Annotated in this window: 20 protein-coding genes and 1 pseudogene; 14 read left to right on the forward strand and 7 right to left on the reverse strand. The window is 47.7% G+C overall.

Annotation, left to right across the window (positions count from 1 at the left end):
- Window positions 1-424 precede the first annotated feature (424 nt).
- Entirely contained in the window at window positions 425-1,066 is a 642-nt protein-coding gene (locus tag KRAC_RS17685; protein ID WP_007909347.1) for a hypothetical protein, read from the forward strand.
- 20 nt (window positions 1,067-1,086) lie between these two features.
- Here KRAC_RS17685 and KRAC_RS17690 read toward each other — a convergent pair whose 3' ends face one another.
- Window positions 1,087-1,653 carry a non-canonical purine NTP pyrophosphatase gene (locus tag KRAC_RS17690; protein WP_007909348.1) on the reverse strand — a complete coding sequence of 189 codons (567 nt, stop codon included), beginning with the start codon at window positions 1,651-1,653 and terminating at the stop codon, window positions 1,087-1,089.
- Between the two features lie 764 nt (window positions 1,654-2,417).
- Between KRAC_RS17690 and KRAC_RS61835 the strand changes: the two genes are divergently transcribed.
- The 4 genes from KRAC_RS61835 to KRAC_RS17710 all read left to right on the forward strand — a co-directional run bounded on the left by KRAC_RS61835 (window position 2,418) and on the right by KRAC_RS17710 (window position 5,757).
- Window positions 2,418-2,996: a GNAT family N-acetyltransferase gene (locus KRAC_RS61835; RefSeq protein WP_007909350.1), complete on the forward strand. Its 579-nt coding sequence runs from the start codon at window positions 2,418-2,420 to the stop codon at window positions 2,994-2,996.
- Window positions 2,997-3,124: 128 nt separating this feature from the next.
- Window positions 3,125-3,697 (forward strand): class I SAM-dependent DNA methyltransferase, encoded by a 573-nt coding sequence (locus KRAC_RS17700; protein WP_007909352.1) that lies wholly within the window; start codon window positions 3,125-3,127, stop codon window positions 3,695-3,697.
- Between the two features lie 62 nt (window positions 3,698-3,759).
- On the forward strand, window positions 3,760-4,653 hold the full coding sequence (locus KRAC_RS17705; RefSeq protein ID WP_007909353.1) for a hypothetical protein: 894 nt from the start codon (window positions 3,760-3,762) through the stop codon (window positions 4,651-4,653).
- A gap of 96 nt (window positions 4,654-4,749) precedes the next feature.
- A complete protein-coding gene (locus KRAC_RS17710) occupies window positions 4,750-5,757 on the forward strand; it encodes a phosphotransferase enzyme family protein (protein ID WP_007909354.1) in 1,008 nt (335 codons plus the stop codon).
- Between the two features lie 24 nt (window positions 5,758-5,781).
- On the opposite strand, the gene KRAC_RS17715 is transcribed toward KRAC_RS17710, so the two are convergent.
- From KRAC_RS17715 to KRAC_RS61840, 3 genes are all read right to left on the reverse strand, one after another.
- Window positions 5,782-6,492, reverse strand: a complete 711-nt coding sequence (locus KRAC_RS17715; protein WP_040443800.1) for a hypothetical protein — start codon at window positions 6,490-6,492, stop codon at window positions 5,782-5,784.
- 35 nt (window positions 6,493-6,527) lie between these two features.
- Window positions 6,528-7,661, reverse strand: a complete 1,134-nt coding sequence (thiO, locus tag KRAC_RS17720) for a glycine oxidase ThiO (RefSeq protein WP_007909359.1) — start codon at window positions 7,659-7,661, stop codon at window positions 6,528-6,530.
- Between the two features lie 291 nt (window positions 7,662-7,952).
- Window positions 7,953-9,107, reverse strand: coding sequence for a protein-L-isoaspartate O-methyltransferase family protein (locus KRAC_RS61840; protein WP_007909361.1), 1,155 nt, complete (start codon window positions 9,105-9,107; stop codon window positions 7,953-7,955).
- Between the two features lie 394 nt (window positions 9,108-9,501).
- Between KRAC_RS61840 and dnaE the strand changes: the two genes are divergently transcribed.
- From dnaE to KRAC_RS17765, 8 genes and pseudogenes are all read left to right on the forward strand, one after another.
- Window positions 9,502-13,014 (forward strand): DNA polymerase III subunit alpha, encoded by a 3,513-nt coding sequence (gene dnaE / locus KRAC_RS17730; protein WP_007909363.1) that lies wholly within the window; start codon window positions 9,502-9,504, stop codon window positions 13,012-13,014.
- 167 nt (window positions 13,015-13,181) lie between these two features.
- Entirely contained in the window at window positions 13,182-13,412 is a 231-nt protein-coding gene (locus KRAC_RS17735; RefSeq protein WP_007909368.1) for a hypothetical protein, read from the forward strand.
- 160 nt (window positions 13,413-13,572) lie between these two features.
- Window positions 13,573-13,761, forward strand: a pseudogene (locus KRAC_RS17740) (RNA-guided endonuclease TnpB family protein); the annotation flags it as partial.
- Between the two features lie 81 nt (window positions 13,762-13,842).
- Complete coding sequence (locus tag KRAC_RS17745; protein WP_007909372.1) at window positions 13,843-14,979, forward strand: transposase; 1,137 nt, start codon at window positions 13,843-13,845, stop codon at window positions 14,977-14,979.
- Between the two features lies 1 nt (window position 14,980).
- Entirely contained in the window at window positions 14,981-16,369 is a 1,389-nt protein-coding gene (locus KRAC_RS17750; RefSeq protein WP_007909374.1) for a zinc ribbon domain-containing protein, read from the forward strand.
- 131 nt (window positions 16,370-16,500) lie between these two features.
- Window positions 16,501-17,490, forward strand: a complete 990-nt coding sequence (locus tag KRAC_RS17755) for an MvdC/MvdD family ATP grasp protein (RefSeq protein WP_007909375.1) — start codon at window positions 16,501-16,503, stop codon at window positions 17,488-17,490.
- A 19-nt stretch (window positions 17,491-17,509) separates the two neighbouring features.
- Window positions 17,510-18,661, forward strand: a complete 1,152-nt coding sequence (locus KRAC_RS61845) for a methyltransferase domain-containing protein (RefSeq protein WP_007909376.1) — start codon at window positions 17,510-17,512, stop codon at window positions 18,659-18,661.
- Between the two features lie 86 nt (window positions 18,662-18,747).
- Entirely contained in the window at window positions 18,748-19,614 is an 867-nt protein-coding gene (locus KRAC_RS17765; protein ID WP_007909377.1) for a PP2C family protein-serine/threonine phosphatase, read from the forward strand.
- A gap of 89 nt (window positions 19,615-19,703) precedes the next feature.
- Here the strand turns inward: KRAC_RS17765 and KRAC_RS17770 are convergent, their stop codons facing one another.
- The 3 genes from KRAC_RS17770 to KRAC_RS61850 all read right to left on the reverse strand — a co-directional run bounded on the left by KRAC_RS17770 (window position 19,704) and on the right by KRAC_RS61850 (window position 22,622).
- A complete protein-coding gene (locus KRAC_RS17770) occupies window positions 19,704-20,423 on the reverse strand; it encodes a YdcF family protein (protein ID WP_007909379.1) in 720 nt (239 codons plus the stop codon).
- Window positions 20,424-20,643: 220 nt separating this feature from the next.
- Entirely contained in the window at window positions 20,644-21,504 is an 861-nt protein-coding gene (locus tag KRAC_RS17775; RefSeq protein ID WP_007909383.1) for a PHP domain-containing protein, read from the reverse strand.
- Window positions 21,505-21,515: 11 nt separating this feature from the next.
- Entirely contained in the window at window positions 21,516-22,622 is a 1,107-nt protein-coding gene (locus KRAC_RS61850) for an NUDIX hydrolase (RefSeq protein WP_007909386.1), read from the reverse strand.
- Between the two features lie 221 nt (window positions 22,623-22,843).
- Between KRAC_RS61850 and KRAC_RS17785 the strand changes: the two genes are divergently transcribed.
- The gene (locus tag KRAC_RS17785) at window positions 22,844-24,061 is read left to right on the forward strand and encodes a helix-turn-helix domain-containing protein (protein ID WP_007909388.1); all 1,218 of its coding nucleotides are present in this window, start codon (window positions 22,844-22,846) and stop codon (window positions 24,059-24,061) included.
- Window positions 24,062-24,157 lie beyond the last annotated feature (96 nt).

Consider the following 24,157-nt stretch of genomic DNA (forward strand, 5'->3'; position numbering starts at 1 on the left):
AGCGAAGTTACATAAAAACTGTAACGTGGCGCTTCTCGCACATATATTGGCGTTGGGCTAAAGAAGCGCGCAAAATAGATGGACTATAAATGTCTCGATACAAGAAAATGTGGTCACGCCAGATTATGTGAGAGGCAGTTGGCTCAAAGCACAGAGCCTCGTGGCAGATTATATGATAAACCCACGCAGGATATATGATAACTGACATCAATCTTTTTGCGCCAGGAAACCTCGTCGCGGGTTGGCATCAAAGCCAAGCGTCTCAAAGCTGGCTGGAACAACGACGATCTCCTGCGCGTTCTGGACGGGGTGAATTGGATGCGATTACCCTGATCCATCTGATTTTAAAAGCGCATTGACATATCAAATACAATTCGATACAGAAACATTTAAATTATCTTTTTTCAAGGGATGGTAATGTCGCATGCAAGAATGGAATGCATTCATTGGCAAATTTACCAAAGTCACTGATCAATTGGGTATGCCAATTGACACAGACATTTTTGAAACCGTTGTGGCTTTGAATGCTCTGAGCATTACCACAGTTATGTCTTGTGGCGGTCATATTGACGAAAGGGGCCTCTTGTTACCATGGGTTGATATCGAAATGAGGAACCCTACGAGTAGAAAATCACACAAGCAATACATTATGGTGAGTGATGATGTTGATGCATTGCAGCGAGAAGTCGATGGACTCAGAGAGAGACAAGTCAATCTTTCTGTGATTGAAGCAGCTCAGACTCGTCTCAAAGAGAAGTATGAAGAGAGACACCTCCTCAACATCCAGATACGGATGCAACAATGTGCTATGCGCGATGCATTAGTTCAGTACCTTTCACGTTTCTACGAAGGCCGTGTGGTCTCGTTTGATCGAAGACTGATACTCCACCGCTTAGGCAATAGCCGAACGCGTATGGAAAGCCAGGGATCTCATGATTTTTACTTGTGTGCCCCTCTGGATATTCAGCAACAAAAGCTTGCCGAGTACCAAGAAGAGATGAGAGATTTTACCCATTTTCTCAAACACATCTACTTTTCTCAAAGAACAGAAACTCCGCTGCCATAAATGATAGTCTATGAGGTCTCTCAAGAGGAGACCTCCTCTGTTGTAGTTCTTTGTGCAAGATAGTTCCGCAAAGCTTCTACGGCTATTTTCCGCATACTGCACTGACCTTTTTCTTCCGGCAACATCTCAGCGAATGTTTTTGCGTACCCATCTGGTTGAAATATGGCATCCCACCCAAAACCATCAGTGCCACGTGGCGCCACAACTGTTCCAGTGAGGGATCCTTCAAAAAAGTGAACAGTACCGTTTTCTTCTGCATAGCCAATCAATGCTCTCGCCGTCGCTCTCGCGTTCTTGAATGTTTCAGTCAGTGCATAGATTCCTTCAATCCCTATGGTTTTCTCAAACCATTTCGCCAATGGTCCAGGTAGCCCATTCATTGAGTCGAGATACAGTGATGTATCCTCTACAATGAAGGAACTCAACTGGTGTTTTTTGGCTTCCAGAAGCTTCGCAAGAATGATCTTGTGCGCATCAATCTCCTGAATTTCTGGAAGCTCCATATCGATATCTTGGATTGCTGGTATCAATGCCCTGACCTCACGGAGTTTCTCCTTGTTTCCTGTAATAAACAGTATTTTATCCATACGCATCCTCTTGCTTGTTAAGTTGTAAATAGAGTAAGATCAGATAAGATCTTACTACACCTGGCGGTAAAAAGACAGCTAGCAAAGAACAAGGAAAGACTTTTCGACCACCTTGAAAACAAAGGGAGTGCATTATCTAGCGGCCATCCGTCTTGACCATAAACCAGATCCGACTTCTCGAGAAGAGTTTGTTGACCAAAGTGAGAAGGTAGAATTTGCTATGAAGTCGAAAGAGCTAAAGGGCACTATCCGAGTCACGCAACCGCCAATGTCTTATTTGGTAGCTGGCAGGCTGGCACGAGGTTCTGATACCGTAGAGCAGCCCATCTTTGAAGCAAGAAGAGAGCTACAATGTATTCGTTGTCACAGAATTCTTTCTGTAGGTGAACATTTCACGAAGCAACGAAGCCCTCATCTCGGGCTGAAGAACCGAAAGCAGCACCCTTGTTGTCAGCAATGTTACCCGTTTGAAGAAGTTATGGACACAAGGCCGCCCATTTGTTCTTGATTCGATAGGTGTTCTCTTGGTGAGGAAGAAACAATTGATGAACCCAAGGGCTTATGAGAGCAAGCGTTGTCTGACACAGAAGGAGTGCATATGACAACGAGCCGATGGATTTCTGTACAGCAATGGGTACTCGATGTGCTGCGTTCTGAAGGGAGGCCCTTAGACATATGGCATACCAATCGAGGTCTTATTGACTTCGTGTTCATCAATACCTTTGTGGGGCAGCTCGATTTGCACCAGGAAATGTCTCAACAACATGCATAATCCGTCTCCTCAGCCAGTTCCCTTGATGACGCTGCGGCTTCACCTGCGGGCTCTCAAGGCAGAGGATGCGCCAGCGCTCTCTGCCATCATGGCCGATCCTGAAACGTTGCGCTACTTCAACCTGGCTCCTTTTGCTACCCTTGCCGCTTGTCAGGCGTATGTCAGAGCGCTTTTGCTCAAGCAGCACCAGGGGCAATTGGTCTGTTGGGGGATCGAACAACTCGATCAGCGTCAGCTTATTGGGCGCATCTTTCTCAAAAATTGGAGGAATGATGTCCCAAGCGCGGAGGTGACCTATCTCTTGTCTCGTAATGCCTGGGGACAAGGATATATGACGGAAGCCCTTACAGTTGTTGTTGCCTATTGTTTTGAGCAAACATCGTTGATGTGTTTAGAGGCAAGATGCTGGAAAGAAAACCAGGCCTCTGCCAGGGTACTCGAAAAAGTAGGAATGCGTTGTGAAGGCCCTCTTCCTGAGCGTTATGTTGCCCAAGGAAGAGAGCCCGAGGTCTTACTCTTTCGTCTTCAGAGAACCAAGAGCCATGGTGAAAGGTGTATGGCAAACAGGTGAAAGAAACAAGTGTTGAGAGCACTTCTCTATAGTAGAAGCTTTAAGGACATCTGCTTTTGTAGTACTCGTATTGTGCTAAGAGCGATTTACATATTTCCGCTTGCAACTGTCTTGAGGGAGAAGCAGATATGGCTCCTACTAACTACTTCTATGAACGCACCAAAGATAATGAACCTTCGCGGCTCCTCAGACAAGCTGTTGCGTTGCTTCCATTGAGGGGATACGCTCTGGACCTTGGTTGTGGTGCTGGGCGAGATGTGAAGTTTCTTGTGGAGCACGGTTTTCATGTCACCGCTGTCGATAAAGATGAAGAGGCCTTGCCCTACCTTGCGGTATTTCCGCCAGAGCAGGTGCATTGGGTGCATTCGGCATTTGCGCAGTTTGACTTTGTCCCCTCAACATATGATCTGATTACCGCCCAGTGGTCGCTTCCCTTCCAGCAACCAGCAGTCTTTGAGGAGGTATTTACCCGCCTTCGCGAAGCTTTGCGACCTGGCGGCATTTTCAGCGGTCACTTTTTTGGTGTGAACGACGAATGGAATACCCCCGGTTCGTCGTTCACCTTCCTTACCCAAGGGCAAGCCAGAGCCGTCCTCCAAGGCCTTTCTCTCCATGTCTTTAGGGAAGGCGAGAGAGACAGTACGACTGCCGATGGCACTCCCAAACACTGGCATACGTTTCATATCATCGCACAACGTTAAGAGTTGAGGCCGACCCGTTTGGCAAAATATCTCACTCGCAGGAACGTTGAGAGAGGTTACGCATGGTAGAGGACCACTCTTCAATTCAAACGTCAACGGATGTTGTCTCACTCCCATACACCGTAGAAGAACGGTTTCTCGCAGCAAAAACGGGTATTGAGCAGGAGTGTGAGGATATCATCTATGCTGGCCCCCATTTTGTTGCGGTCATTGATGGAGCGACCTCGAAAACGCCGAGAAGATGGGATGGTCAAACAGGAGGCCGCAGGGGTGCAACAGTCATACGAAATGCTTTTGCATCGCTTCCGCCTAATGTTACTGCGCGTCAGGCTGTTGATCAATTGACGATGGCACTCCAGCAGTTATATGAGCAGCATAAGGTCGTTGATATCATGCAAGCTGACCCGGTGCAACGTGCGGTTGCTTCTTTCATCGCTGTGAGCTTTTTTCGGAGAGAGGTATGGCTGGTTGGTGATTGCCAGTGTCTGCTCAATCAGGAACACATTGTCAATACCAAAGAAGTAGACCGTATTACATCCCTGGCTCGCTCGTTGTTTTTAGAGGCAGAGATTGCTCAGGGGAAATCTCTTGACCAATTGCGTCAGGAGGATACTGGCCGAGCGTTTATTTTGCCGCTCCTAGAGCGGCAAATGCTATTCCAAAACAACCCTTCAGCCGGTCAGTACTGGTTCCCCGTACTTGATGGCTTTCATGTCCCTGATGAAGGCATCCGTGTTCTTCCTTTGCCCGAAGATACGACAACTATTATTCTGGCTTCAGATGGCTACCCTGTATTAAAAGAGACAGTAGCATCTTCTGAGCAAGCGTTGCAAGACCTGCTGGCTGAAGATCCTCTCCTCTTTCGCAAATATCTCTCCACAAAAGGCGTTGCAGCCGGAAATGTATCCTATGATGATAGAGCCTACGTAAAAATACGAGTGAATAAGCCGAACTGATGCTCTAAGATGAGGTTCTGCGATAGACGCGTTGTGTTCTCGTAGGCAGAAAAAGCCTGATGCCATAGTGTTTACTCGAGAGAAACAGAGGAAAAGATGCTTTTTGAAAATGAGTCTATGGGATTCAATCATGATGAGATCTGTGCAACATGGAATATTCCGCCTCTGGTTTCGGTGCAAAAGCCACTGACTGGCACCATTCATAATGTATTTCTTCTGACAACCAGGGAAGCAAAATATGTTCTACGAATATATAGCTATCCTCCAGAGAAACGATTTCGTATTGTCAATGAGCATGCTATCGCTCGTTATGTACAATCTCACCATCTTCCCGCTATTGCTCCTTTGCCCATCTCATCAGGTTGCGAGACATTTCTTGAGCGGGATGGACATTTTTATGCTTTGTATCCATTTGCCCAAGGTGAGCAACTTTCACGTGCTATGCTCAATTCAAATCAGTCTCATGTGGGCGAGATCATTTCCGCAATGGGACATTCACTCGCAGAGGTACACCTGGTCCTTTCTTCATATTGTCTGCCCACTACTCGACCGTTGTCTCTCGTTGTGAATCGTGAACAGACAATAGCAAAAATTGAAGAGCTTGAAATAGTCATTCCTGCCAAGGAAGCTCTTGATGACCTCGATCAGCGGGTGCTTAGTGCGCTTCGAGCGCGGAAACAGTATCTTCTTACTGCCAGTGATGTGGATGTATCTGAGCTGAATGCTTTACCGTGGCAACCACTCCACGGTGATTTCCAAGAGACCAATCTTTTCTTTTCACATGGGAGGGTCAGCGCCATCATTGATTGGGATCAAGCATGTTCGGGGCCACGGGCCTGGGAGATTCTTCGCACCTTGCACTACGTTTTTGCCCTTGATCCTTCTCGATGTCAGCGTTTCCTCGAGGCCTATCAACAAGTGTTTCCTCTTCCTATGGAGGTGCTTCATCTCACCGCTAAAGTCTACACTTGGGTACAATTGAACAATCTGTGGGGATGGCGTTCTTACTATCTCGATAACAACCAGAGCCTTCGACAGCTCTTGAGCACGAGTGATTCGCAGCCATTTACGACAAGGTGGGCGCAACTGGCAAAAATGCTGTAATGATCATTTTAAACCACAAAATTGCTAGAAAGACATTTTCTCCTCAAGAATTTGCATGAGAAGTGCTTGTATGTGTTCAGATTCCCAACTCGGTAAAGTGAGCACGGGAAAGGGAACAGTATGAAGCGGAAGAGTATTCAGGGGAACACCAAAGGCAACGAGCGTCAGACGTAAAGGATATTCTGCGAGAATAGGCCACTTCTCGACAGTGCGAGGCCAGGCACTGATCAATTTACTCGCATTGTCATCAATAAGAATAACCGGTTCATTGGTCGCTTTGGTGTTCGCATATGATGCCATATATTTAACATAGAAATTCTTGCAAGAAACAATTTCTCGTTCGGGGGGAAAGTTGTGTTGGGCGAACCACGCGTGCGTTGTGTCCTGCATGGTGAGATCGCGTGAGGTATAGTAAGCAACTTTCCCATACTGCATGAGAGTATACACCCCATTGGCTGCACCGGAAATAGGATGCAGTCCAGCAAGAACCTCGAGAGATGTTTTAGCCTGTATGTAAGCTTCTTGAAAGCAACTTTCATTGTTTAGGGAAGCGCTGCGGTAGGCGATAACTTCAGGAAGTTGGCAGAACTCCCAAAAACTCCCTATGGATGAGAGAACCTCTGGCGAAAAGGAGAGATGGAGAGATTGGCTGATAAAGGTGGCGTAAGCGCTACGATCTATCGCAACGGTTCTATCAATGTCTACAGCAAAAAGCATCTCTACCTCATATTTCATCAGTAGTACTTGCTCACAGTCTTGGTTTTCGTCGTTTAATATGTTTCCTCAGGAAGGAACGGAAGGATACTCTTCGGAGTTTTGTTTGTGACGATGAGTTCGGTGATAACCTCACCTGTCAGAATACTCAAGGTGATGCCAAAGCCTCCATGCCCACTTGCGACAAGAACATTGTTCCAGTGTGGAACACGACCTATGATTGGTTTTGAGCGGGGTGTTTTGGGGCGTAAACCCGCCCATGTGCGATGAATAGAAGAAGTCGTAAGATCAGGAAGGAGTCGTGTCGCAACCGTTAGTAAATGTAAAATCCCTCCACTGGAAACAGAAGTGTCAAAACCGACATGAGCTTTGGTTGATCCTATGATAATAGTGCCATCAGGTTTGGGGGCGAGATAGATATCCTCATCAAAAATACCTTCGTCAAAGAGAATAGGCTGTAGTGGAGGTGACAGTTGTTTGACTGCGATGAGTTCTCCCCGCACAGGATGTACAGGAATGGATACGTCCAACAAGTGGCCTATATCTTTTGACCAGGCTCCCGCCGCAATAATAAGTGTGCCACAAGAGATGATCTCGTTCTTTGCAGTACGAACACCAGTAACACAGGAAGTATTATCAGATCGTTGTATCTCTACAACTTCCGTATTCTCATAGAAATGAGCCCCCAACTCACGTGCTGCTTGTGCGAATACCTGTACCAGTTGTGATGGTGACACCTGGGCTTCGTCCTTGATACTGACTGCGCCCTCTACACCTGGAAGAAGCCGAGGCTCATTCGCATAGAGCTCTTCTTTGGAAAGAAGCTGCATGCTAAAGCCAGCGTTTTGCCACTCTCTTACCCAGGCTTGTGTAGGTGCGACCTTTTCAAGTGGTAGAAGGCGTAATGTGCCTGTCTGTTCATAGGTCACCCTGAGGCCTGTGATTGCTTCTAGCTCGGGGAGAATTGCCGGGAACCGCCTCATACCAGCCAGTAATAGCGCTTTGTAAGCGTCGAGCTGTGCTAATGGGCGAATTGGTGCGAGGAGTCCTACAGCAGCGCCTGATGCTTGAGCTCCAATATTTCCTTTTTCCACGACAGATACCTTTATCCCATTTTTACGCAAGAAGTAGGCGATAGAGCAACCAATAACGCCGCCTCCTATAACAAGGATATCGGTTGATTTTGTCATAACGGAAATTCTCCTTCAAAAAGATGCTCTTCGCCTTTTCAGCCCATATTACCTCAATAGAAGATGAACAAAATATATCTAGTTCATCTTCTATTGCTCACATTTCTCATCCAAGAGCAGACTTGAGTCTTCCACCAAGGTATGCTCCTTCATCGTTGTTCAACGATGAAGGAGCATAGTGTGTCCTGGCAAGCCCTTTCCTCTGGTACGATGAGAAAGAAATAACCCTCTGTGTGCGCTTCGCTCATAAGGTCGATCCTTTCGCTCCATTGATATCTCTTCTTACCAATTTCAAGAAAGAAGAGACGTATCCATAAGGCCGGGTAACAAGAACTCTCGACCATTTCGGCTGATTGTCATAGCTGTTTCGTTGAGTGAGAGGACATACTCTTCCACCTGTGGATCGCCCAGGTCGTGATAAGTTTGGAGACAGGACTGGATGGCACTTGCTATGGGCTCTGCTTGCCCATAACAGGTAAGACAGCCTTTTTGAACACAGACGATGGTTTCGTGTTGCGGCTGCGAAATCAGGTAGAGGGCATAGGGTTGTTCCTGCTCAGGAGAAGGGCGAAAGTAGGCTTTTGTGAGCGTGGGGCAAAAACAATGGAGCAGAACGGCAAAGCTGTTTGATTGTTTTAAGAGCGCTTCAACATCCTCCTCAAGCTGAAGCGTTTTCTTGGGTAAGCTCGACAACTCTTTCCAATGAAATCTGGGGACAAGAGGACTACTATTGGGGCCAGTGAGTCGCATATAACCAGCTCGAATGGGAAGGAACGTCCCAACACCGGTATTTCCAACCTTCTTAATACGCACAAAGATACTCGCCAGGGGAAGGAGCACATTGGTGATCAGGATACCCCCCTCTCGAAGTTGCGGAAGCCAAAACGGAGGAATGGCCGTCACGCCACACGTTGCTAACAACCGATCATAGGGCGCATACGGTGCGTATCCCTCATATCCATCGGCAGCAAATGTCTCTACATTGTTGATCCCTATGTGTCGGAGCCGATCTGCCGCGCGCAGCACCAGATCCTCAGCGATATCAACGCTGACCACTGTCCCCAATGGTTCCACCATATGGGCCATAAGACCTGCGTTATACCCCGTTCCTGACCCGATTTCTAGAACGCGTTGCCCTGGGGCAAGTGCGAGTGCTTCCAGTTGAGCGGCCATAATTGAGGGTTGTGAGCTCGAACTGCTTGACATCTTGCGTTCATTGATTCTGGTTACCAAATAATCGTCCTGATAGAGTTCTTCGAGAGTAGGGTGAAGGATCACATCCCAGTCTAACGTATTGCTGCGTCGCTGATAGTACTGGTCTACAAAGGCTTCACGAGGAATGGTCAGAAAGGCATCGCGAACACGTGCGGAAAGGTGATATCCAAGTGAAACCTCGATGGTTTCCACAAGCTGCTGGCGATATTGTGCTGTTTGGGACTGTCTCATTAGCTGGGTTATGCTCCTTTCTCGGCTCTTGTGAGAGATGATAGACAGGACGCCGGTGACTACAGACGTAATACATTTTTTCAGGAACGAGATACATACTCCTATAAGGCGTGCATACCCTCTGTGTTTTTTGTTTGTTGACACCCCACAAGCCTCTCTTTTTGCCTTTTTATAATCTATTCATGATTTTTGCTTTTTCTTCTTTGAGTTTACCATGTTTCTGGTGGCAAAAGAGGGACGAGATGGGATAAGTAGGTATTTCTGGTAGGAAATCATCTTTTTCCTATCCTTGATGTATAGTCTCTCTTCCGCACATTTCTTCGTTTAATAACTGCAGAAAGGCAATAAATCATTTGTTATAATACCAGTACATATTTTGTCGAGGGAGATGTGTATGGCGAGCGATTTTGCGCACTTACATGTCCATACCGAGTATTCTTTGCTTGATGGACTCAGTCGTATTCCGACGCTGATCAAACAAGCCAAAGCATTAGGCATGGAACACCTGGCGATAACTGATCATGGCGCTATGTATGGTGCCATGGAGTTTTATCTGGAGTGCCAGAAACAAGGGATCCATCCAGTTATTGGTATGGAAGCCTATCTTGTGGATGACGTGAATTATAAGCCAAAGAAAAGCAACGCCTACTGGCATCTGGTGCTTCTCGCTCATACTCAGGCCGGGTATGAGAACCTGATGAAATTGACCACACTGGGATTTACACAGGGCCTCTACTATGGAAAACCTCGTATTGACAAGAAGATGTTAAAGAATCATGCCGAGGGGCTCATTGCGACATCATCCTGCCTGGGTGGAGAGATTCCAGAACTCCTGGTGGAGAGGCAGGATATGGATTCGGCGCGACGTGCTGTCCGCTGGTATCAAGATGTTTTTGGTCCTGAGAACTTTTACTTGGAGTTCCAACAGCACTATGGCAAAGGATCTCCTCAAGACGCATGCAATACTGGCCTCTACCAGATCTATCAGAGTATGCATGTGCCTGCCATTCTCACCAATGATTTGCACTACGTAAACAAAGACCAAGCCAATGCGCATGACCTCTTCCTCTGTATTCAAATGGGCAATCGGTACGATGACCCTGATCGTTTCCGATTTGACTCCGACGAGTACTTCCTCAAATCCCCGCAGGAGATGGCACTCCTCTATCCAGATATCCCTGATGTTCTGCGCAATACGGTGTTACTTGCCGAACGTTGCCAGATTGATCCGACAGCGAAGAAGGCAGGGCTACCAACCTTTGATATCCCTGCTGGCTTTCCCTCTCCCGATGACTACCTCTACGATCTCTGTTTAAAGGGAGCGCGGTGGCGCTTTGGGGAGGTAAGTACCAGTGTGCAAGAGCAAATTGATTACGAGTTTAGCATCATCAAGCAGAAAGGCTTTGCGAGCTACTTTCTGATTCAGCAGGATGTGACCAACTATGCTCGCGATCATGGTATCACCTGTCTGGCCAGGGGATCGGCTGCGGGAAGTCTCATTGCCTATTGCCTGGGCATTACCAATGTTGATCCGTTGCGCTATGGCTTACTCTTTGAGCGCTTCATGAACCCTGAGCGCAATGACATGCCCGATATTGATATGGATTACCCTGATTCCAGACGTGAAGAAGTCATCAACTATACCATGCAGCGCTATGGGCTTGAGAAGACGGCCCAGATGGTGACCTTCAATACGCTGGCAGCAAAAGGATCGGTCAAAGATGTGGCCCGCGCTCTGGGAAAGACGGATCTTGGAGAGCGGATTACGCGCCTCATCCCAACAGGGCCAAAGGTGACGCTCCAAAGCTCGCTTGATGACGTCGCTGAACTGAGGATGCTCTATACCCAAAATGGGGAAGTTAGCGAAATCATTGACTTTGCCCGTCAGTTAGAGGGCCTGAATCGGTCAACTGGCGTTCATGCAGCGGGCGTCCTTCTCTCGGCCAGGCCGCTCAATGAGATTGTGCCTCTTTCGCGCAAAGATCCCAAGGACCCAACGACTCCCCTGGTCTGTGGTTACGAGCATAAGTGGCTAGAAGATAATTTAGGACTCATCAAGTATGACTTCCTCGGACTTGCCAACCTTTCTGTGCTCAGGGAGGCGCTCAATTTTGTGGCCAGGACGCAGGGTGAGGAATTGCTCCTGGAGCACATTCCCGTTGACCCCACACCTGATCCTGTCTTACGTGAGCGCAGGGAGAAAGCATTTGCGATGCTCTCTCGTGGTGATGCCATTGCAGTCTTTCAGCTAGAGTCAGCAAAGATGCGCGAGTATCTTAAACAGCTCAAACCAACATGTATTGAAGACATCATGGCCATGGTGGCTCTCTATCGTCCCGGCCCCATGGATAGCATCCCCGAGTTTGTGGCCTGTAAGCATGGACGCAAAAAGATTGAGTATCTTGACCCTCGCCTTTCGGAATGGCTCGCCGAGTCGTATGGAGTGATCGTCTATCAGGACCAGGTGCTTCAGATCGCCAACAACCTGGCTGGTTTCTCCTGGGGTAAAGTCAACAAGTTCCGGAAAGCCCTGAGTAAAAAGAAGATGGAGGAAGTGGAGGGGTATAAAGGCGATTTTATTCAGGGGTGTGTCAATAATGGAATGAAGGCTGCGGCGGCGGAAAAGCTCTTTGAACTAGTCCTTCCCTTTGGTGGTTACGGTTTCAATAAGGCACATGCCGCAAGTTACGGCGTGGTCGCCTACTATACGGCCTACCTCAAGGCCAATTATCCAGCAGAGTACATGGCAGCGGCCCTCACGGCAGATGCCGGTGACTCGAAGCAGGTGGCAGTCTTCATTGCAGAAGCCCATAAGATGGGCGTCAAGGTACTGGGGCCAGATATCAACAAAAGTGAATTGGGCTTCTCTGTTGAGGAGGGGAACATTCGCTTTGGCCTGCTGGCCATCAAAGGTATCGGTGAGGGGCCAATTACCGAGATTCTGCGTGCGCGCACGGATAATGGACCATTTACCTCACTCGTGGATTTCTGCGTTCGCGTGGGCGTGGGAAAAGGCGTCATTGAAAACCTCATTAAAGCGGGCGCTCTGGACTCTCTGGAGGGAGAAGGGAAACGTCATCAACTCCTGGCTTCAGTGGAAACAGCGATTACCTACGGCAAACGAGAGCGCCAGGCCAGAGAACGAGAAGTATTTAGTCTCTTTAAAGATCTCGCATCTGCCCCGGTTCCGCTTGTTTTTTCCCTTGTGGAGGCAGCAGAGATATCACGCAAGCAACTCCTGGACTGGGAAAAGGAGCTGATAGGCATCTATATTTCACCTCACCCACTTACGTATTTAGCGCATCTGTTTGATGGACGCGTGACGCATAGCACAACGGAACTGCTGGAAAAAGGAGCGGAGGTCGGGAAAGGAACTATTACTCTGGGAGGTGTCATCACCAACATTCGTGCGTTCAGCACCAAGAAGGGTGACATGATGTGCAGCTTCACCCTTGAAGATGCTCAGGGGGGTATGGTTGTTACCGTCTTTCCTCGTGACTACGAGACGTTCAAAGAGCACATCGAGGAAGACAAGGTCGTGCTCCTGACTGGCGAGACCCAATACAGAGAGCAGCGTGACGAGGTCAATGTCCTTTGTAGCAAGATTGAACCTCTTCAGGCTGTGGAGAAGGAAATGAACCGCCAGCGGCACTTGATCTGGTTCACCCTGCATTCATGGGGAGGAGATGAAATCGCCATCTCCGATGCCAAAATAAAGGTGCAGGATCTACATGCTTGCCTCCGTCGTGCCGAAAAAGGACATGATCTCTACGAAATCGAGGTCTGTAATGGGGAATGGTGTGCTCGCCTTACCCCTCATGAGAACACCATTGATTTTACGCCACTGCTTCATCAGCAAGTGGCAAAGATTCTCGGGGAAGAGAATATCAAAATCCAACCTTTTTAGGAGAAGGGGGAGGGTATGATATCCTCCCTTATACATCTTCGCAAACCAAATCACCCTACAATAGATTTTTCATTAAAAAATAACATGTATCTTGATATCACTTTAATAGAAAAATATGATATACTAAGCCCAGTAGTAGATTCTTCTATTTACAAGGGGTGATTTCTATGGTTCAACACACACAAGCTTTCCAAGAAAGAGAAGCGTTATTAGAACCCTTTGGTCTGCACTTTCGTCAAGTACTCCCATTACCCACACAACCACAGATGGCTCAGACGACGATGGAACCTGAAATTACGACAGGTGACGGGAATGATCCAGACAAAATTGATACTGATTGGATTCCTGATGAGGACGAGGACAAAGATGATGACAAGGATGACAGGATAGGGCTTTAGCCCGCCGCAAGCCACGGTTCTTTCGACCGTGGTGAGGCGTGTTATTGGGCTTGAGCCCTTATCAAACCTGGTACTCATAGAACACATGTTTGACAATTTCACATCAGCAGAGTATGCTCTACGAGAGATACCATCTATTTTGTGAGAGGAGGTCCTGAAAATGGCAAAAGCCACGAAAACCATCAGGCAGGCGTTGCACTATCCGCCGCAGTATGCTGCCTACTTCGCGGCAAATCAGGCCCTCTTCAATCGTGTCGTGGCCTTTTATTTCGACTGTATTCAGGCGCACGAGGGTCTCCTTTCACTCAAAAACAAGCAGGCCCTCACGGCCCCTCTCTCCCTGACACATTTTAGCTAGAGAGGAAGCGAGCAGAAAAAGAGACCGTCCAAAGAGAAGAAAGCAAAAATCATTCTCGGAGGAACGGCCTCAATGGATGCATCCGCTGTATTATGGGAACGATGGAGCGCTCAAGTCAAGGAGTTGTTTCCAAAGATCCATGGGCATCAAAAGAAAACGCTTGCCTTGTTTGTCATCGGCATCGTGTTCACAGGAAATGCTGTGCTGCAACGAGTGGCCGAAGGTATCAGTTTGCATGGTATCGATCCAGCGAAGATGACCAGCATCGAACGGAGGCTTGCCCGTTTTCTCGCCAATGATCGGGTCGTGGTCACGAACGTCTGGGACGATTTTTTATCGCAGGTATTGGTATTCTGGCGCGGGAAGTCGCTGCGGTTCGTGCTGGATTGCACGCCATTTCGCGACGATGCAACCATCGTCTATCTGGGGCTGCTCGTGCATTCACGGGTCTTGCCCGTCGCATGGGCAGTGATGCCAGCTCAAGAGAAATGGGAAGAGAAACAATGGAGCATTGTGGCACGGCTGCTGGATCGCACCATCCTGCATCTGACCGGGACGGATTGCACCTTGCTCGCGGATCGAGGCTTGGCAGGTTTCCCATTGGTCAAGCTCTGTCGCGATCGCAAGTGGCACTATCTGTTACGTGTCTCGAAAGAACATACCTGTCAGCGCAAGATGGGCGACGCTTGGAGTTCCTGGTCCCGTTTTGATGCATTTGTGCACAAAAGGGGACAGCAATGGTATGGATGGGCAAAAGTCTGGAAAGAGGACACGATCGAAACCTACGTGAGTGCCTGTTGGATGCCCGATTGCGAGGAAGGCTGGATCCTGATTTCCGACCTGAAAGCCGGCAAACGGCGGGTGAACGAGTATGCATTACGCATGCGTGTTGAGTCAACCTTTCAGGACAGCAAACGTCGCGGCTGGACATTGGAAGCCAGTTTGGTCAAGGAAGAAGCTCGCCTCAATCGTTTGCTGCTGGCGCTTTTTCTGGCGATGTGGTGGGTCAGTCATTTGGCTGCCTCGTGCATGCATCATGGCAAACGAGATCGTTTTGATCGTACTGATCGGCGTGACAAAGGCATCTTTCGTCTCGGACGCCTCTGGCTGTTGGATATTCTGCGTCGAACAAGCAACCCAGCTGACCTGGTTCACTGCCTCCCTTTCCGCAAACATGCTTCTGGATGGCGCTTTTCGCTACGTTTTTAAAATGTGTCAGGGAGAGAGCCTCACGGCCCTGGAGAAACTCACGCATGCAACGGAGTCTAGCCCCCATCCGATCATGCCGCTCACCGATCTCGCGCCAGATATCCCGGCGATGTTCAGACGCGCCGCCATCAATGCGGCCCTTGGTTCGGCCCGCGCATTTTTCTCCTCCCTCAAAACATGGCGAGCACGGAAGCAGAAACACGAAGCCAAACACACGAAAAAGCGCAAGAAGAGGCCGTTTCGGGAGCGGCCACCAGTCCCACCCCGATCATGGAACAAGTCGGTTCCCTTCTACGCAAGCCTTTGGCATGAGCGTCATACGCATGGTATCGTGCTCAAGGTCTGGACCGGCTCGTGCTGGTCCTGGCTCAAAGTCCACATCCTCGGTCGCGAGCTCCCCGATGGGTACGCGATGGGCAGTCCACAGCTTGTTCGCAAGGGGGATCGCTGGTGGCTGCATACTCCCATTGAGAAGACCTTCGAGACTCCCGCAAAGAGCGGAGAGCAACTCACCACCGCCCAGACACGTCTCTGTGCGGTGGATCTCAATCTCGACAAGCATCTCGCTGTGTGCAGTGTCCAGACAGTTGACGGCACCATCCTGGCTACGTCCTTCATCGGAAATGGCACAGCGGTATCGGGCTGTAGGAAACAACTGCTTGGACGCATTGCACGCAACCGATCACAGACTGGTCTCATCGCCGAGAACGAACAGGACAATGCCGACCTCTGGGCGAAGATCAGGCACGTGGACGAGCAGATCGCGCATCTGGTGAGCGCTCGCATTGTCCAGTTCGCCAGCGAGCACAAGACGAGCATCCTGGTTTTTGAACATCTGGGCAACCTGCAACCGGAGAAGGGCACGTATTCGCGCCGGAGCAATAGCAAACGCGCCTACTGGATGAAGGGGCGCATGTTCCGCTACGCAACGTACAAAGCCTGGCATGCAGGCGGCATCATCACCTGCCGTGTGAATCCGCGCAATACGAGCAGAGAATGCCATCGCTGTCACGCCGCTGTCATTCGCTATAACCAGGGACACCCTGTGGAAGGCTACACCTCCGGTGCCGCACTCTGTCTGTGCCCACAATGCCAGATGCGCGATCATGCCGACCGCAATGCCAGTATCCGTGTCGGACAGCGCTTGATCGAGCGGACGCAAGAACCGTTGAAGGAAAAGCCTCATGCTCGTTCGCAACGTGCGAAGAGGGAGTCGAAAGACTCAGGTGTTGGGATCTCCCAGGATGCCAAACGCCAGATGGGACCATCCATCCCTGCGGCCAGGCGTGGAGATCATGCCAACGGGCATGGCACCGCCCAGGGGAGAAGGCGCCGGATGGGCGCGTCTTTCCCAGATATTGCGTCCCAACTACGGGTTCACTTTGAGTAGTGGCTACGCCACCTGTCTCACGAACCCGACTACGGCACAGTGTCAGAAGCTGCTCGGCTTTAGCCGATGCGGAGTGTCACAAGAAAGAGATGTTTGTTCTAACACAGCAGAAAAGCATAAAAGAGTAACTAATGAAACCTCTTGTTGGCATCTATTCACGTCCAACCGATGACCATTTGGAACGCGTCGTCAGTGAACTTCAAAGACGGCGCATCCCCTGGTTACGTTTCGATACTGCCGACTTTCCTCAATTTCTTCGAGTTGCTGCTCGACTCGATAGAAATGAGGATGGTTGGCAAGGAACATTTCTTTTGGGAGACTCTCATCATCACCTGGAGGAATTTTGTAGTATCTGGTATCGTCGACCGACCAAAACATACGCTTTCCCCGCAATGTCCGAAACGGGATATGAGTATGCGAGAGCCGAGGCTCGCAAAGGATTTGGCGGCTTATTGCAGAGCCTTTCTTGTTTGTGGGTCAGCCTTCCAGACGCAATCGCAGCAGCCGAATGCAAGCCTAAGCAGCTTGAATATGCGCGGCAGCTCGGTTGGAGTATTCCCAAAACCCTTATTACTAATGATCCACAAGCTGTACTTTGTTTTTTTGACGAGTGCCAGGGAGAAGTTATTTATAAACCGTTTAACCAGGGTATCCCTCGGCCAAAGAAAGGGGAACCATGGCGTGGTGCAATCTACACAACCAAAATGACGCGATCAGCATTACAAGAACATGCTCCATCTATTACATCCACGGCCACGCTCTTTCAACAATACATCCCAAAAGCGTTTGAATTGCGAATTAACGTGATAGGATCACGTGTATTCGCTGCTGAAATTCATTCTCAGCAGAGCGAGCGAGCAAAAATTGACTTCCGCATGGGATATGAGGAGTTATCGTATCGTATTCATCAGTTACCCCGAGAGATTGAAGAGCATAGCCTCGCACTAGTACATCGATTTGACTTAGAATTTTCAGCCATTGATGTAATCGTGACTCCTCAAAACGAGTATGTATTTTTGGAGCTCAACCCCTATGGACAATGGGGTTGGATTGAGAATCATACAGGTTTACCTCTTACAGAAGCGCTGGTAGACTTGTTAGTAACAGGGAAATCGTCATAGAGAGAAAAAAGAGCAGTATATGGATACAATAACTTTTCGCGAACATCAACAACGGCTTGTTTCCAACATCCAAGCCATTCAGGATCTTTCGCCATCCGTCGCAGAAGCCTTTTTAACGGTTCCTCGCCATCCCTTTCTCTCTCATTATTATGTGCATCGTGCCGGAACCCGCGAATGGACGCGCTATGAACGCAAGGAGTCGCGAGAGTGGTATGAACACATATACAAAGATCAGCCATTAGTAACACGCGTCGATGAATATGGGCGCACCTTAAGTTCGAGTTCCCAACCGAGTGTGATGGCTCGTATGCTTGATGTATTGGATGTTCAAGCAGGTATGAAGGTATTAGAAGTTGGAACCGGAACAGGGTACAACGCAGCGCTTCTTGCTCAACTCACCAAAGATCCTCGATTCATAACAACCATTGATATAGATAGCACTGCTCTGGAAGAAGCAAGGCAAGCTCTCAAAGAAGTAGGCAACGAAGATGGAATGACAATTGCTACTGGCGATGGGAGTGCTGGCTATCACCAAAATGCCCCTTACGACCGTATCGTTGTCACGGCAAGCTCCCCTCATGTGCCTCTCGCGTGGATGCAACAATTGAAGCCTCAAGGGATTCTTGTTTGCGTTTTGCAGCCGCGATATGCACCTCTCGGAGGTATACTCAAAGCCCAGAAACAAGAAGAGGGGCTCAAGGGACAGATTGTAGGCCCCGCCTCCTTTATGGTATTGCGCGACGAACACTATGCTAAACGGAACATTCAGATCGATATGCGAGCATCGTGCATTACCTCGTTTCCTCACTCTCCCTCGCTCTTCCCACTCAATCTGTTGCGAGAAAATCATCATTTCTCTTTTTTTCTTTATAAACGTATTCCTGATCTTCACACGTTTCAACGACCAAAAGAGCAAGAAATGATTTTCTACCAATACTCTTCCCCTCAGGGATATCTTGTCTTCAATCAACGAACGCACCAGGTCTCACTGTATGGCATACGTTCATGTGCCTACTCAATTTGGAACCAACTGGTAAGTACGTATAGTTTGTGGCTCCATTGTGGAACGCCTTCGATTACACAGTATCACTTCGAAATGGAGATGGTCGACGGGAAGCAATATCTTTCTTTGATAACTTCATCTGGTAACATATGGCCCTTTGAGGAGTAAAAACTCTATGGTATTTACGCCAGAAATACTCTACCCATAGTATGTGAAAGCCTCAAAAAGAAGACATTCTAGACGGCAGAGGCAATATGGTTAAACAATGCCTAAGGAACATCCTTGGGAATCAATTTGTGATTGAGAGTGCCAATCACAAGAGAGCGCAACTCACCCAGAGTGAAGATTATATTTTCATCGATCAGGACACGGGGCTCCTGGGTGTTTTTGATTCGGTCGGTGGACGTGATAAGGGACAATTAGTATCTCGCCTTGCTGGAAGAACAATTGCAGCGTCCTGGAAAAATCTTGCGACAACGAACCATCAGAAGTCACTAGCGCAGATTGAAATACACTTGCGAGCCGTATTGCAGCAGGCAGATACGGTTATCGCTGCGCTCCACCTTCCATCAGGGGAAAAACGGCCAGCTACCACTGCAACCGTTGGAGTTCTTTCACTTCAAAACGATGAAGTCTATATGACCATTGCCAACGTTGGGGACAGTCGCGCCTATCTTCTGAGATCAGGGAAAATTCAACGTTTGACGGAAGATAATGGGTATTTTCCTTGGGCTATTCGACGTGGGATTCTGACAAAGGAGGAGAGTTGGCGTATCGAGCAAGTTGCACGTGATGGCGATCTGTCATTACAAGATATGACGCACTTTCGCCGAAGAAATAAAATTACCTGTGCGGTCGGTTGGGCAGATTTCCCTCCCATTCAGCCATATTCTCTTGCTCTTACTCCTGGCGATAGGATCGTGATATGTACCGATGGTCTCCATGACAATCTCACCGATGAAGAAATTGCAGAAGTGCTCCAAGGGCCACCAGAGCACAGTGCGCAACGCCTTATAAGCGCTGCATATCACCGTTCACAGCAACCTCATATTCGTGCAAAGGAAGATGACATCAGCGCGATTGTTGCTTGGTATATGTTCTCCCAAGCTTATAAGATCTAGAGTGGAGAAAACATTTAGGCAATTAGGAAGTTTGCTGGTGCTCTCGCCTGAAACTTTTTACGTTTCTTTGGCAAGAAAGAAATCCATCTTCACAGGAGATCACCTTTTGCCCTATACATTTGGATGCGCTTCATTTCACTATCGAGCAACTCACGATTCGATTTAGACAAAAACCAAGCCATTGGGTGCCACGAGTCTGAATCCGCGTAATAGTTACTAATTTGGATGTCATAAGGGAGAAAAACTTTGGCAAATGTGAGATAAGTACGCAACTGGTGAAAAGGCGATGTTACCAGAATAATTTTATACCATTTGTGTTTTTGTACAATATCAAGCACATATTCAGCCGTTTCGCGCGTGTGAAGTGACTCCTCTTCGAGAACAATGGCATCATCAGGAACGCCGTATGCCATAGCTTTGTCGCGCATATATCGCGCGCCTAAAGCAATATCCCAGGTCGCAGCAGCCCGCGCAATGTCTTTTTCCTGAATACGCCCTTGATCAACCGCCAGCCGCAATTCTTCCTGCGACATGAGTTGCGGGCTGTCCGTCACTTTAGCGCTGAATTTCCCTCCGCAGATAATGTGTTTCGCCCAGCCGTCACGATATAATCGAGCTGCGGTTTCTACTTTTTTGTGCAGAAACTCAACATTTCCTCGCGTCCCGGCGAGTACGACGATGGCATCAACTTTTTGGAGTTTGTCTCTCAGCGCGAAGCGTTTTCCTCGCGTATAAAAGAGCAGCCAAATAAAAATGAAGCTTAGCGTTATTGCAGAAATAGCCCAAAGAACCTTTTGTCCTTCATTCATATTAATTTACGAGAGTACATGCTTTATACAAGAAATTCTCGTTCCTTCCTCCAAGCTAAACCATTAAGTTGAACAATATCACTACCAATTGCCTTGAGCCAATCCAATTCAGAGCCTATTTCTGGCAAAAAGTTAGTGGGAATCAACACTTTCATATCCAATTTTACTGTTAAGTGCCCCATACCTCACCTGCACCAAAATGAAAAATGCATTACTTCTCCTAACTTCTCGTGTCAATCCCTAATCGCTCAAGCAGGGAACGGCAAAGCGTTGCATGGTGTTTGATGGGCATACGACCTGGAGGGCCATGTGAATCAGAGCCAGCACTTATAAGTAAATCTTGTTGCTGTGCGTATGCGTGGTAGGTTTCAATCAGTTCAGGAGTATGTGTGGGATAGTAGACCTCTATCCCGTCAAGCGGGATCTCGGCACGCACCTGGTCAAGAAGAGCTGGAGTATAAAAGGTAAACTCTTGTGATTCATGTTGCCCACGGCCAGGATGCGCAATGAACGCAATGCCACCACTGCGATGGACAGTATCTACTATTTCTGCCATATCCACTTTGATTTCTCTGTACCCTGCATCACGTATCAGATCTAAGGCAGTAGACCAATCAGGTACATATCCATGTTTGACTAAGAGATTCGCACTGTCACCAGCCACACGTAACTCGCCTCCCTTTGCCTTTAAAATTTCATCTCGTCGTGGAAACTGATAGCCTCGACGTACCAGTTCCTCATAGACTTCCTCTGCATTTGCTTTTTGGCCCGCTCGCACTCTATCGGTGACTGCCACCAGCGCTTTGTCATGAGGATCGAAACCATAACAGAGGACATCTCCCATCATACCGCGCCACTCTGCGCTAATCTCCACTTCGGCCAGTACATGTATCCCTTTTGATTTCCCTAATTGTTGGATACTCGCAACCATTTCAACGCGATCATGATCGGTCACCGCGATCACATCAAAACCTTCTTGCGCAACGTAGGCGAGCAATTCCTCTGCGGACCAGCGTCCGTCGCTATAGGTGGTATGCATGTGCAAATCAATAGATGCATCAACAGGAATTGATACTCGCAAGTGAGACTCCTTTAGAGAAGTTTTTTCTCGTTTCGACTTTTTCCCGTGTATAGCCAGAGTGCTAAAGCGGCTTCAGGATCACAACGTAAATCATCATATGTTAATGCTAATGCTTCTTGTAGAGTATAGGTATGAACTCGTATTTCTTCGTTTGTATCGCCTTCTAAGGGAGACCATTCAAGATCATACGCGACCAAGAAATGTACTTTATGAGAAACATACCCAGGATGACTGTAACTGGTAAGCAGTTTTTCTAATCTTCCTGCTTTATATCCAATTTCTTGTCTCAGTTCTTGCTGCGCTTGCTCAAAGACACTGTCAGACTCCGAAGGATTTTCGAGTTTTCCACCAGGTAACGTCAACTGCCAGACACCTGCTCCTAAATCATACTCTTCTATCAGCATAACGATGTTGTCTGTACTTACGGGCAAAACCAATACACTTTCAGGCCGCTCAACGATATCGCGCACTACTATGCGTCCATCTGGCATTTGTAATTGATACTGATTAACATGTATCGTTTTCCCCTGATAGATAACCTTTTCTGATGTTATAAAGTCGCGTTTAGGCGATATGGATTTTTGTTCCCTCTCTCGAAGAGAAACACCACCACACATGGTAACTACATGTTTCCCTGTATGCAAATGAACAAATGGACGATGTATGGAGCGAGCATAGTTTGCTATATCCCCTGTACCACTACGCCCTTTCGCAGGTTGGCCATTCCATGCCAAAACCATAAGATCACTATGGTCTGCGATCCATTGACCAGCGAAAAGATAAGCATCATCGGAGCACTCCTTTGAGGGAAGATAATGAATATCTTGGCAGAGGCTCAATAAGCGATGATAATTCTCTCGATCAGCAGGCTCAGTAAAAATACTTTCATACTGCTCACAGGGAATTACTACCTCAACAGCAACGCTCAATTCGAGAGCGGTCCGCACAAAAAGCTGATCGGCGCCCAGAGCAAGTGCAGAATAGAGCACAACCTGTTTCCCCTGCTCTTGGTGCTCTCGAATTAGCTTAGAAAACTGTTGCTTTACAAAATGGTATGTGGCTTCATTGCCTAGCTGTTGATGCCCACTTACCCCTATATGAATAATAGCTTGACTCATATGTAGCATCGTTCCTTCACATCTTCGACTGTAAAACATAGGTTTTTTCGAGATGATAACACAACTTTTGTCACGAACCAAATTACTTGGAAAGCATACAAATTGCCCTAGATGCAAACAAAACGCTCAAGAATATTGAGAATATGTTTGAATTATGTTAGCATATCCTTGTAATCAATACATTGTATTTTGCATCATATGCCATCAGGACAAATATTAACATGCGAGCAACTAACCATCATGGGAAACTTATACAAAAATATCGTGAAAGCCAGTTAGGCATTTCACAAGAAGAGCTAGGGCGACGCATTGGCAAAAGCAGAAGAACCATTGTTAAACTTGAACAACAGGATTTTATCGAGGATATTCGTCTACGTCGTACACTCGCATGGACATTACAAATCCCGCCACAATGCCTTGATTTATCAGAAAGCACTTTGATACAAGTTCCTACCTACTATCCTTTAGCTGAGACGGGTAGATTAGGAGAAGCAAACTTAGGTGAGCTAGAAACATTTCTCGATAATTTACGAATGCGATTGGACCTTTATTATCTTGGTAGTACATTAGCAGCTGATAAAAACCTGGATGCTCACATCCAACGGCTCACTCAATTTGCATTTACAACAAGCACCTCCAAAGAAAAAAATACAGTACTATCCATACTTAGCCATAACTACCAAATCAAGGGCATGATTACACGTGATCAACTCCAGTTAGCAGCAGCCGAGAAATGCTTTCGTGAAGCTTCGCTTTTAGCACAGCAAGGGGAAAGTACCGAATTAAATGCTTTAGCAATCGGGCGTTTAGCTGGAGTACATCTTATTCAATGCCGTCTTACTCAGAGTAACCAAAACCAATCTAAGGCTGAAAGACAGAAACAGAGGCATCTCAACGAAGCATTGAAGTTGTATGAAGTAGCACGTGAAATCTCGAAACATTCACCAGCAGTCCTAAGAGCCTACCTCGCCATAGGTTATGCAGAAGTTCAAGGTATGTTAAGTGATACAAATTGTTTGACTTCCTTATCAGAAGCACGAAGACTGATGAGTGAGGTTGACCATGAAGACGATGAATTGCTCCTTAGTCACTCAACGCGCTGTACAGAACGAGCCATTCAAGATTGCTGGTCCCAATGTCATGCTCTCATAGGCAAGACTACTAATGCTATTGAATACTATGAAAAGCTTGAAGAAAAGCTTGACTTAAATATGACAAGGATGAGAGCGCGCCTTTCTATTCAATATGCTGAAGCACTTTATGCAAGTAAAGATTTAAGTTGCTGCTTCTATCTTTCAGAAGGCTGGAAGCTTGCCTGCTCAACTCAGTCACTCTATAATATCCGTCGTAGTGAAGTCCTCGCGTTCAAAATTGCTCAGAATCATCCTCATGATATGAGAGTAAAAGACTTGTTGCAAACACTGCAAGGCAGCCTCTAGGTATATTCTTACAAAACCACGTACCGCTCCTCTATTTGCCATCAAGCAAGCAAGCGCAACTTGTGTGCAAATTTCTATTGATTTCCTATGCTTCTC

Origin of the sequence: Ktedonobacter racemifer DSM 44963, from assembly GCF_000178855.1 — a bacterium.
In the GTDB taxonomy this organism is placed as follows: Bacteria; Chloroflexota; Ktedonobacteria; order Ktedonobacterales; family Ktedonobacteraceae; genus Ktedonobacter; species Ktedonobacter racemifer.

What these genes read in the sequence shown, in the direction of transcription:
- KRAC_RS17710 (WP_007909354.1), top strand. Translation starts at nt 4,750, where the DNA reads ATGCTTTTTGAAAATGAGTCTATGGGATTCAATCATGATGAGATCTGT.
- KRAC_RS17755 (WP_007909375.1), top strand. Translation starts at nt 16,501, where the DNA reads ATGAAACCTCTTGTTGGCATCTATTCACGTCCAACCGATGACCATTTG.
- KRAC_RS17705 (WP_007909353.1), top strand. Translation starts at nt 3,760, where the DNA reads ATGGTAGAGGACCACTCTTCAATTCAAACGTCAACGGATGTTGTCTCA.
- dnaE (WP_007909363.1), top strand. Translation starts at nt 9,502, where the DNA reads ATGGCGAGCGATTTTGCGCACTTACATGTCCATACCGAGTATTCTTTG.
- KRAC_RS17750 (WP_007909374.1), top strand. Translation starts at nt 14,981, where the DNA reads ATGTGTCAGGGAGAGAGCCTCACGGCCCTGGAGAAACTCACGCATGCA.
- KRAC_RS61840 (WP_007909361.1), bottom strand. Translation starts at nt 9,107, where the DNA reads ATGAGACAGTCCCAAACAGCACAATATCGCCAGCAGCTTGTGGAAACC.
- KRAC_RS61845 (WP_007909376.1), top strand. Translation starts at nt 17,510, where the DNA reads ATGGATACAATAACTTTTCGCGAACATCAACAACGGCTTGTTTCCAAC.
- KRAC_RS17785 (WP_007909388.1), top strand. Translation starts at nt 22,844, where the DNA reads ATGCGAGCAACTAACCATCATGGGAAACTTATACAAAAATATCGTGAA.
- KRAC_RS17715 (WP_040443800.1), bottom strand. Translation starts at nt 6,492, where the DNA reads ATGAAATATGAGGTAGAGATGCTTTTTGCTGTAGACATTGATAGAACC.
- KRAC_RS17765 (WP_007909377.1), top strand. Translation starts at nt 18,748, where the DNA reads ATGGTTAAACAATGCCTAAGGAACATCCTTGGGAATCAATTTGTGATT.
- KRAC_RS17745 (WP_007909372.1), top strand. Translation starts at nt 13,843, where the DNA reads ATGGATGCATCCGCTGTATTATGGGAACGATGGAGCGCTCAAGTCAAG.
- KRAC_RS17770 (WP_007909379.1), bottom strand. Translation starts at nt 20,423, where the DNA reads ATGAATGAAGGACAAAAGGTTCTTTGGGCTATTTCTGCAATAACGCTA.
- KRAC_RS61850 (WP_007909386.1), bottom strand. Translation starts at nt 22,622, where the DNA reads ATGAGTCAAGCTATTATTCATATAGGGGTAAGTGGGCATCAACAGCTA.
- KRAC_RS17735 (WP_007909368.1), top strand. Translation starts at nt 13,182, where the DNA reads ATGGTTCAACACACACAAGCTTTCCAAGAAAGAGAAGCGTTATTAGAA.
- KRAC_RS17690 (WP_007909348.1), bottom strand. Translation starts at nt 1,653, where the DNA reads ATGGATAAAATACTGTTTATTACAGGAAACAAGGAGAAACTCCGTGAG.
- KRAC_RS17685 (WP_007909347.1), top strand. Translation starts at nt 425, where the DNA reads ATGCAAGAATGGAATGCATTCATTGGCAAATTTACCAAAGTCACTGAT.
- KRAC_RS61835 (WP_007909350.1), top strand. Translation starts at nt 2,418, where the DNA reads ATGCATAATCCGTCTCCTCAGCCAGTTCCCTTGATGACGCTGCGGCTT.
- thiO (WP_007909359.1), bottom strand. Translation starts at nt 7,661, where the DNA reads ATGACAAAATCAACCGATATCCTTGTTATAGGAGGCGGCGTTATTGGT.
- KRAC_RS17700 (WP_007909352.1), top strand. Translation starts at nt 3,125, where the DNA reads ATGGCTCCTACTAACTACTTCTATGAACGCACCAAAGATAATGAACCT.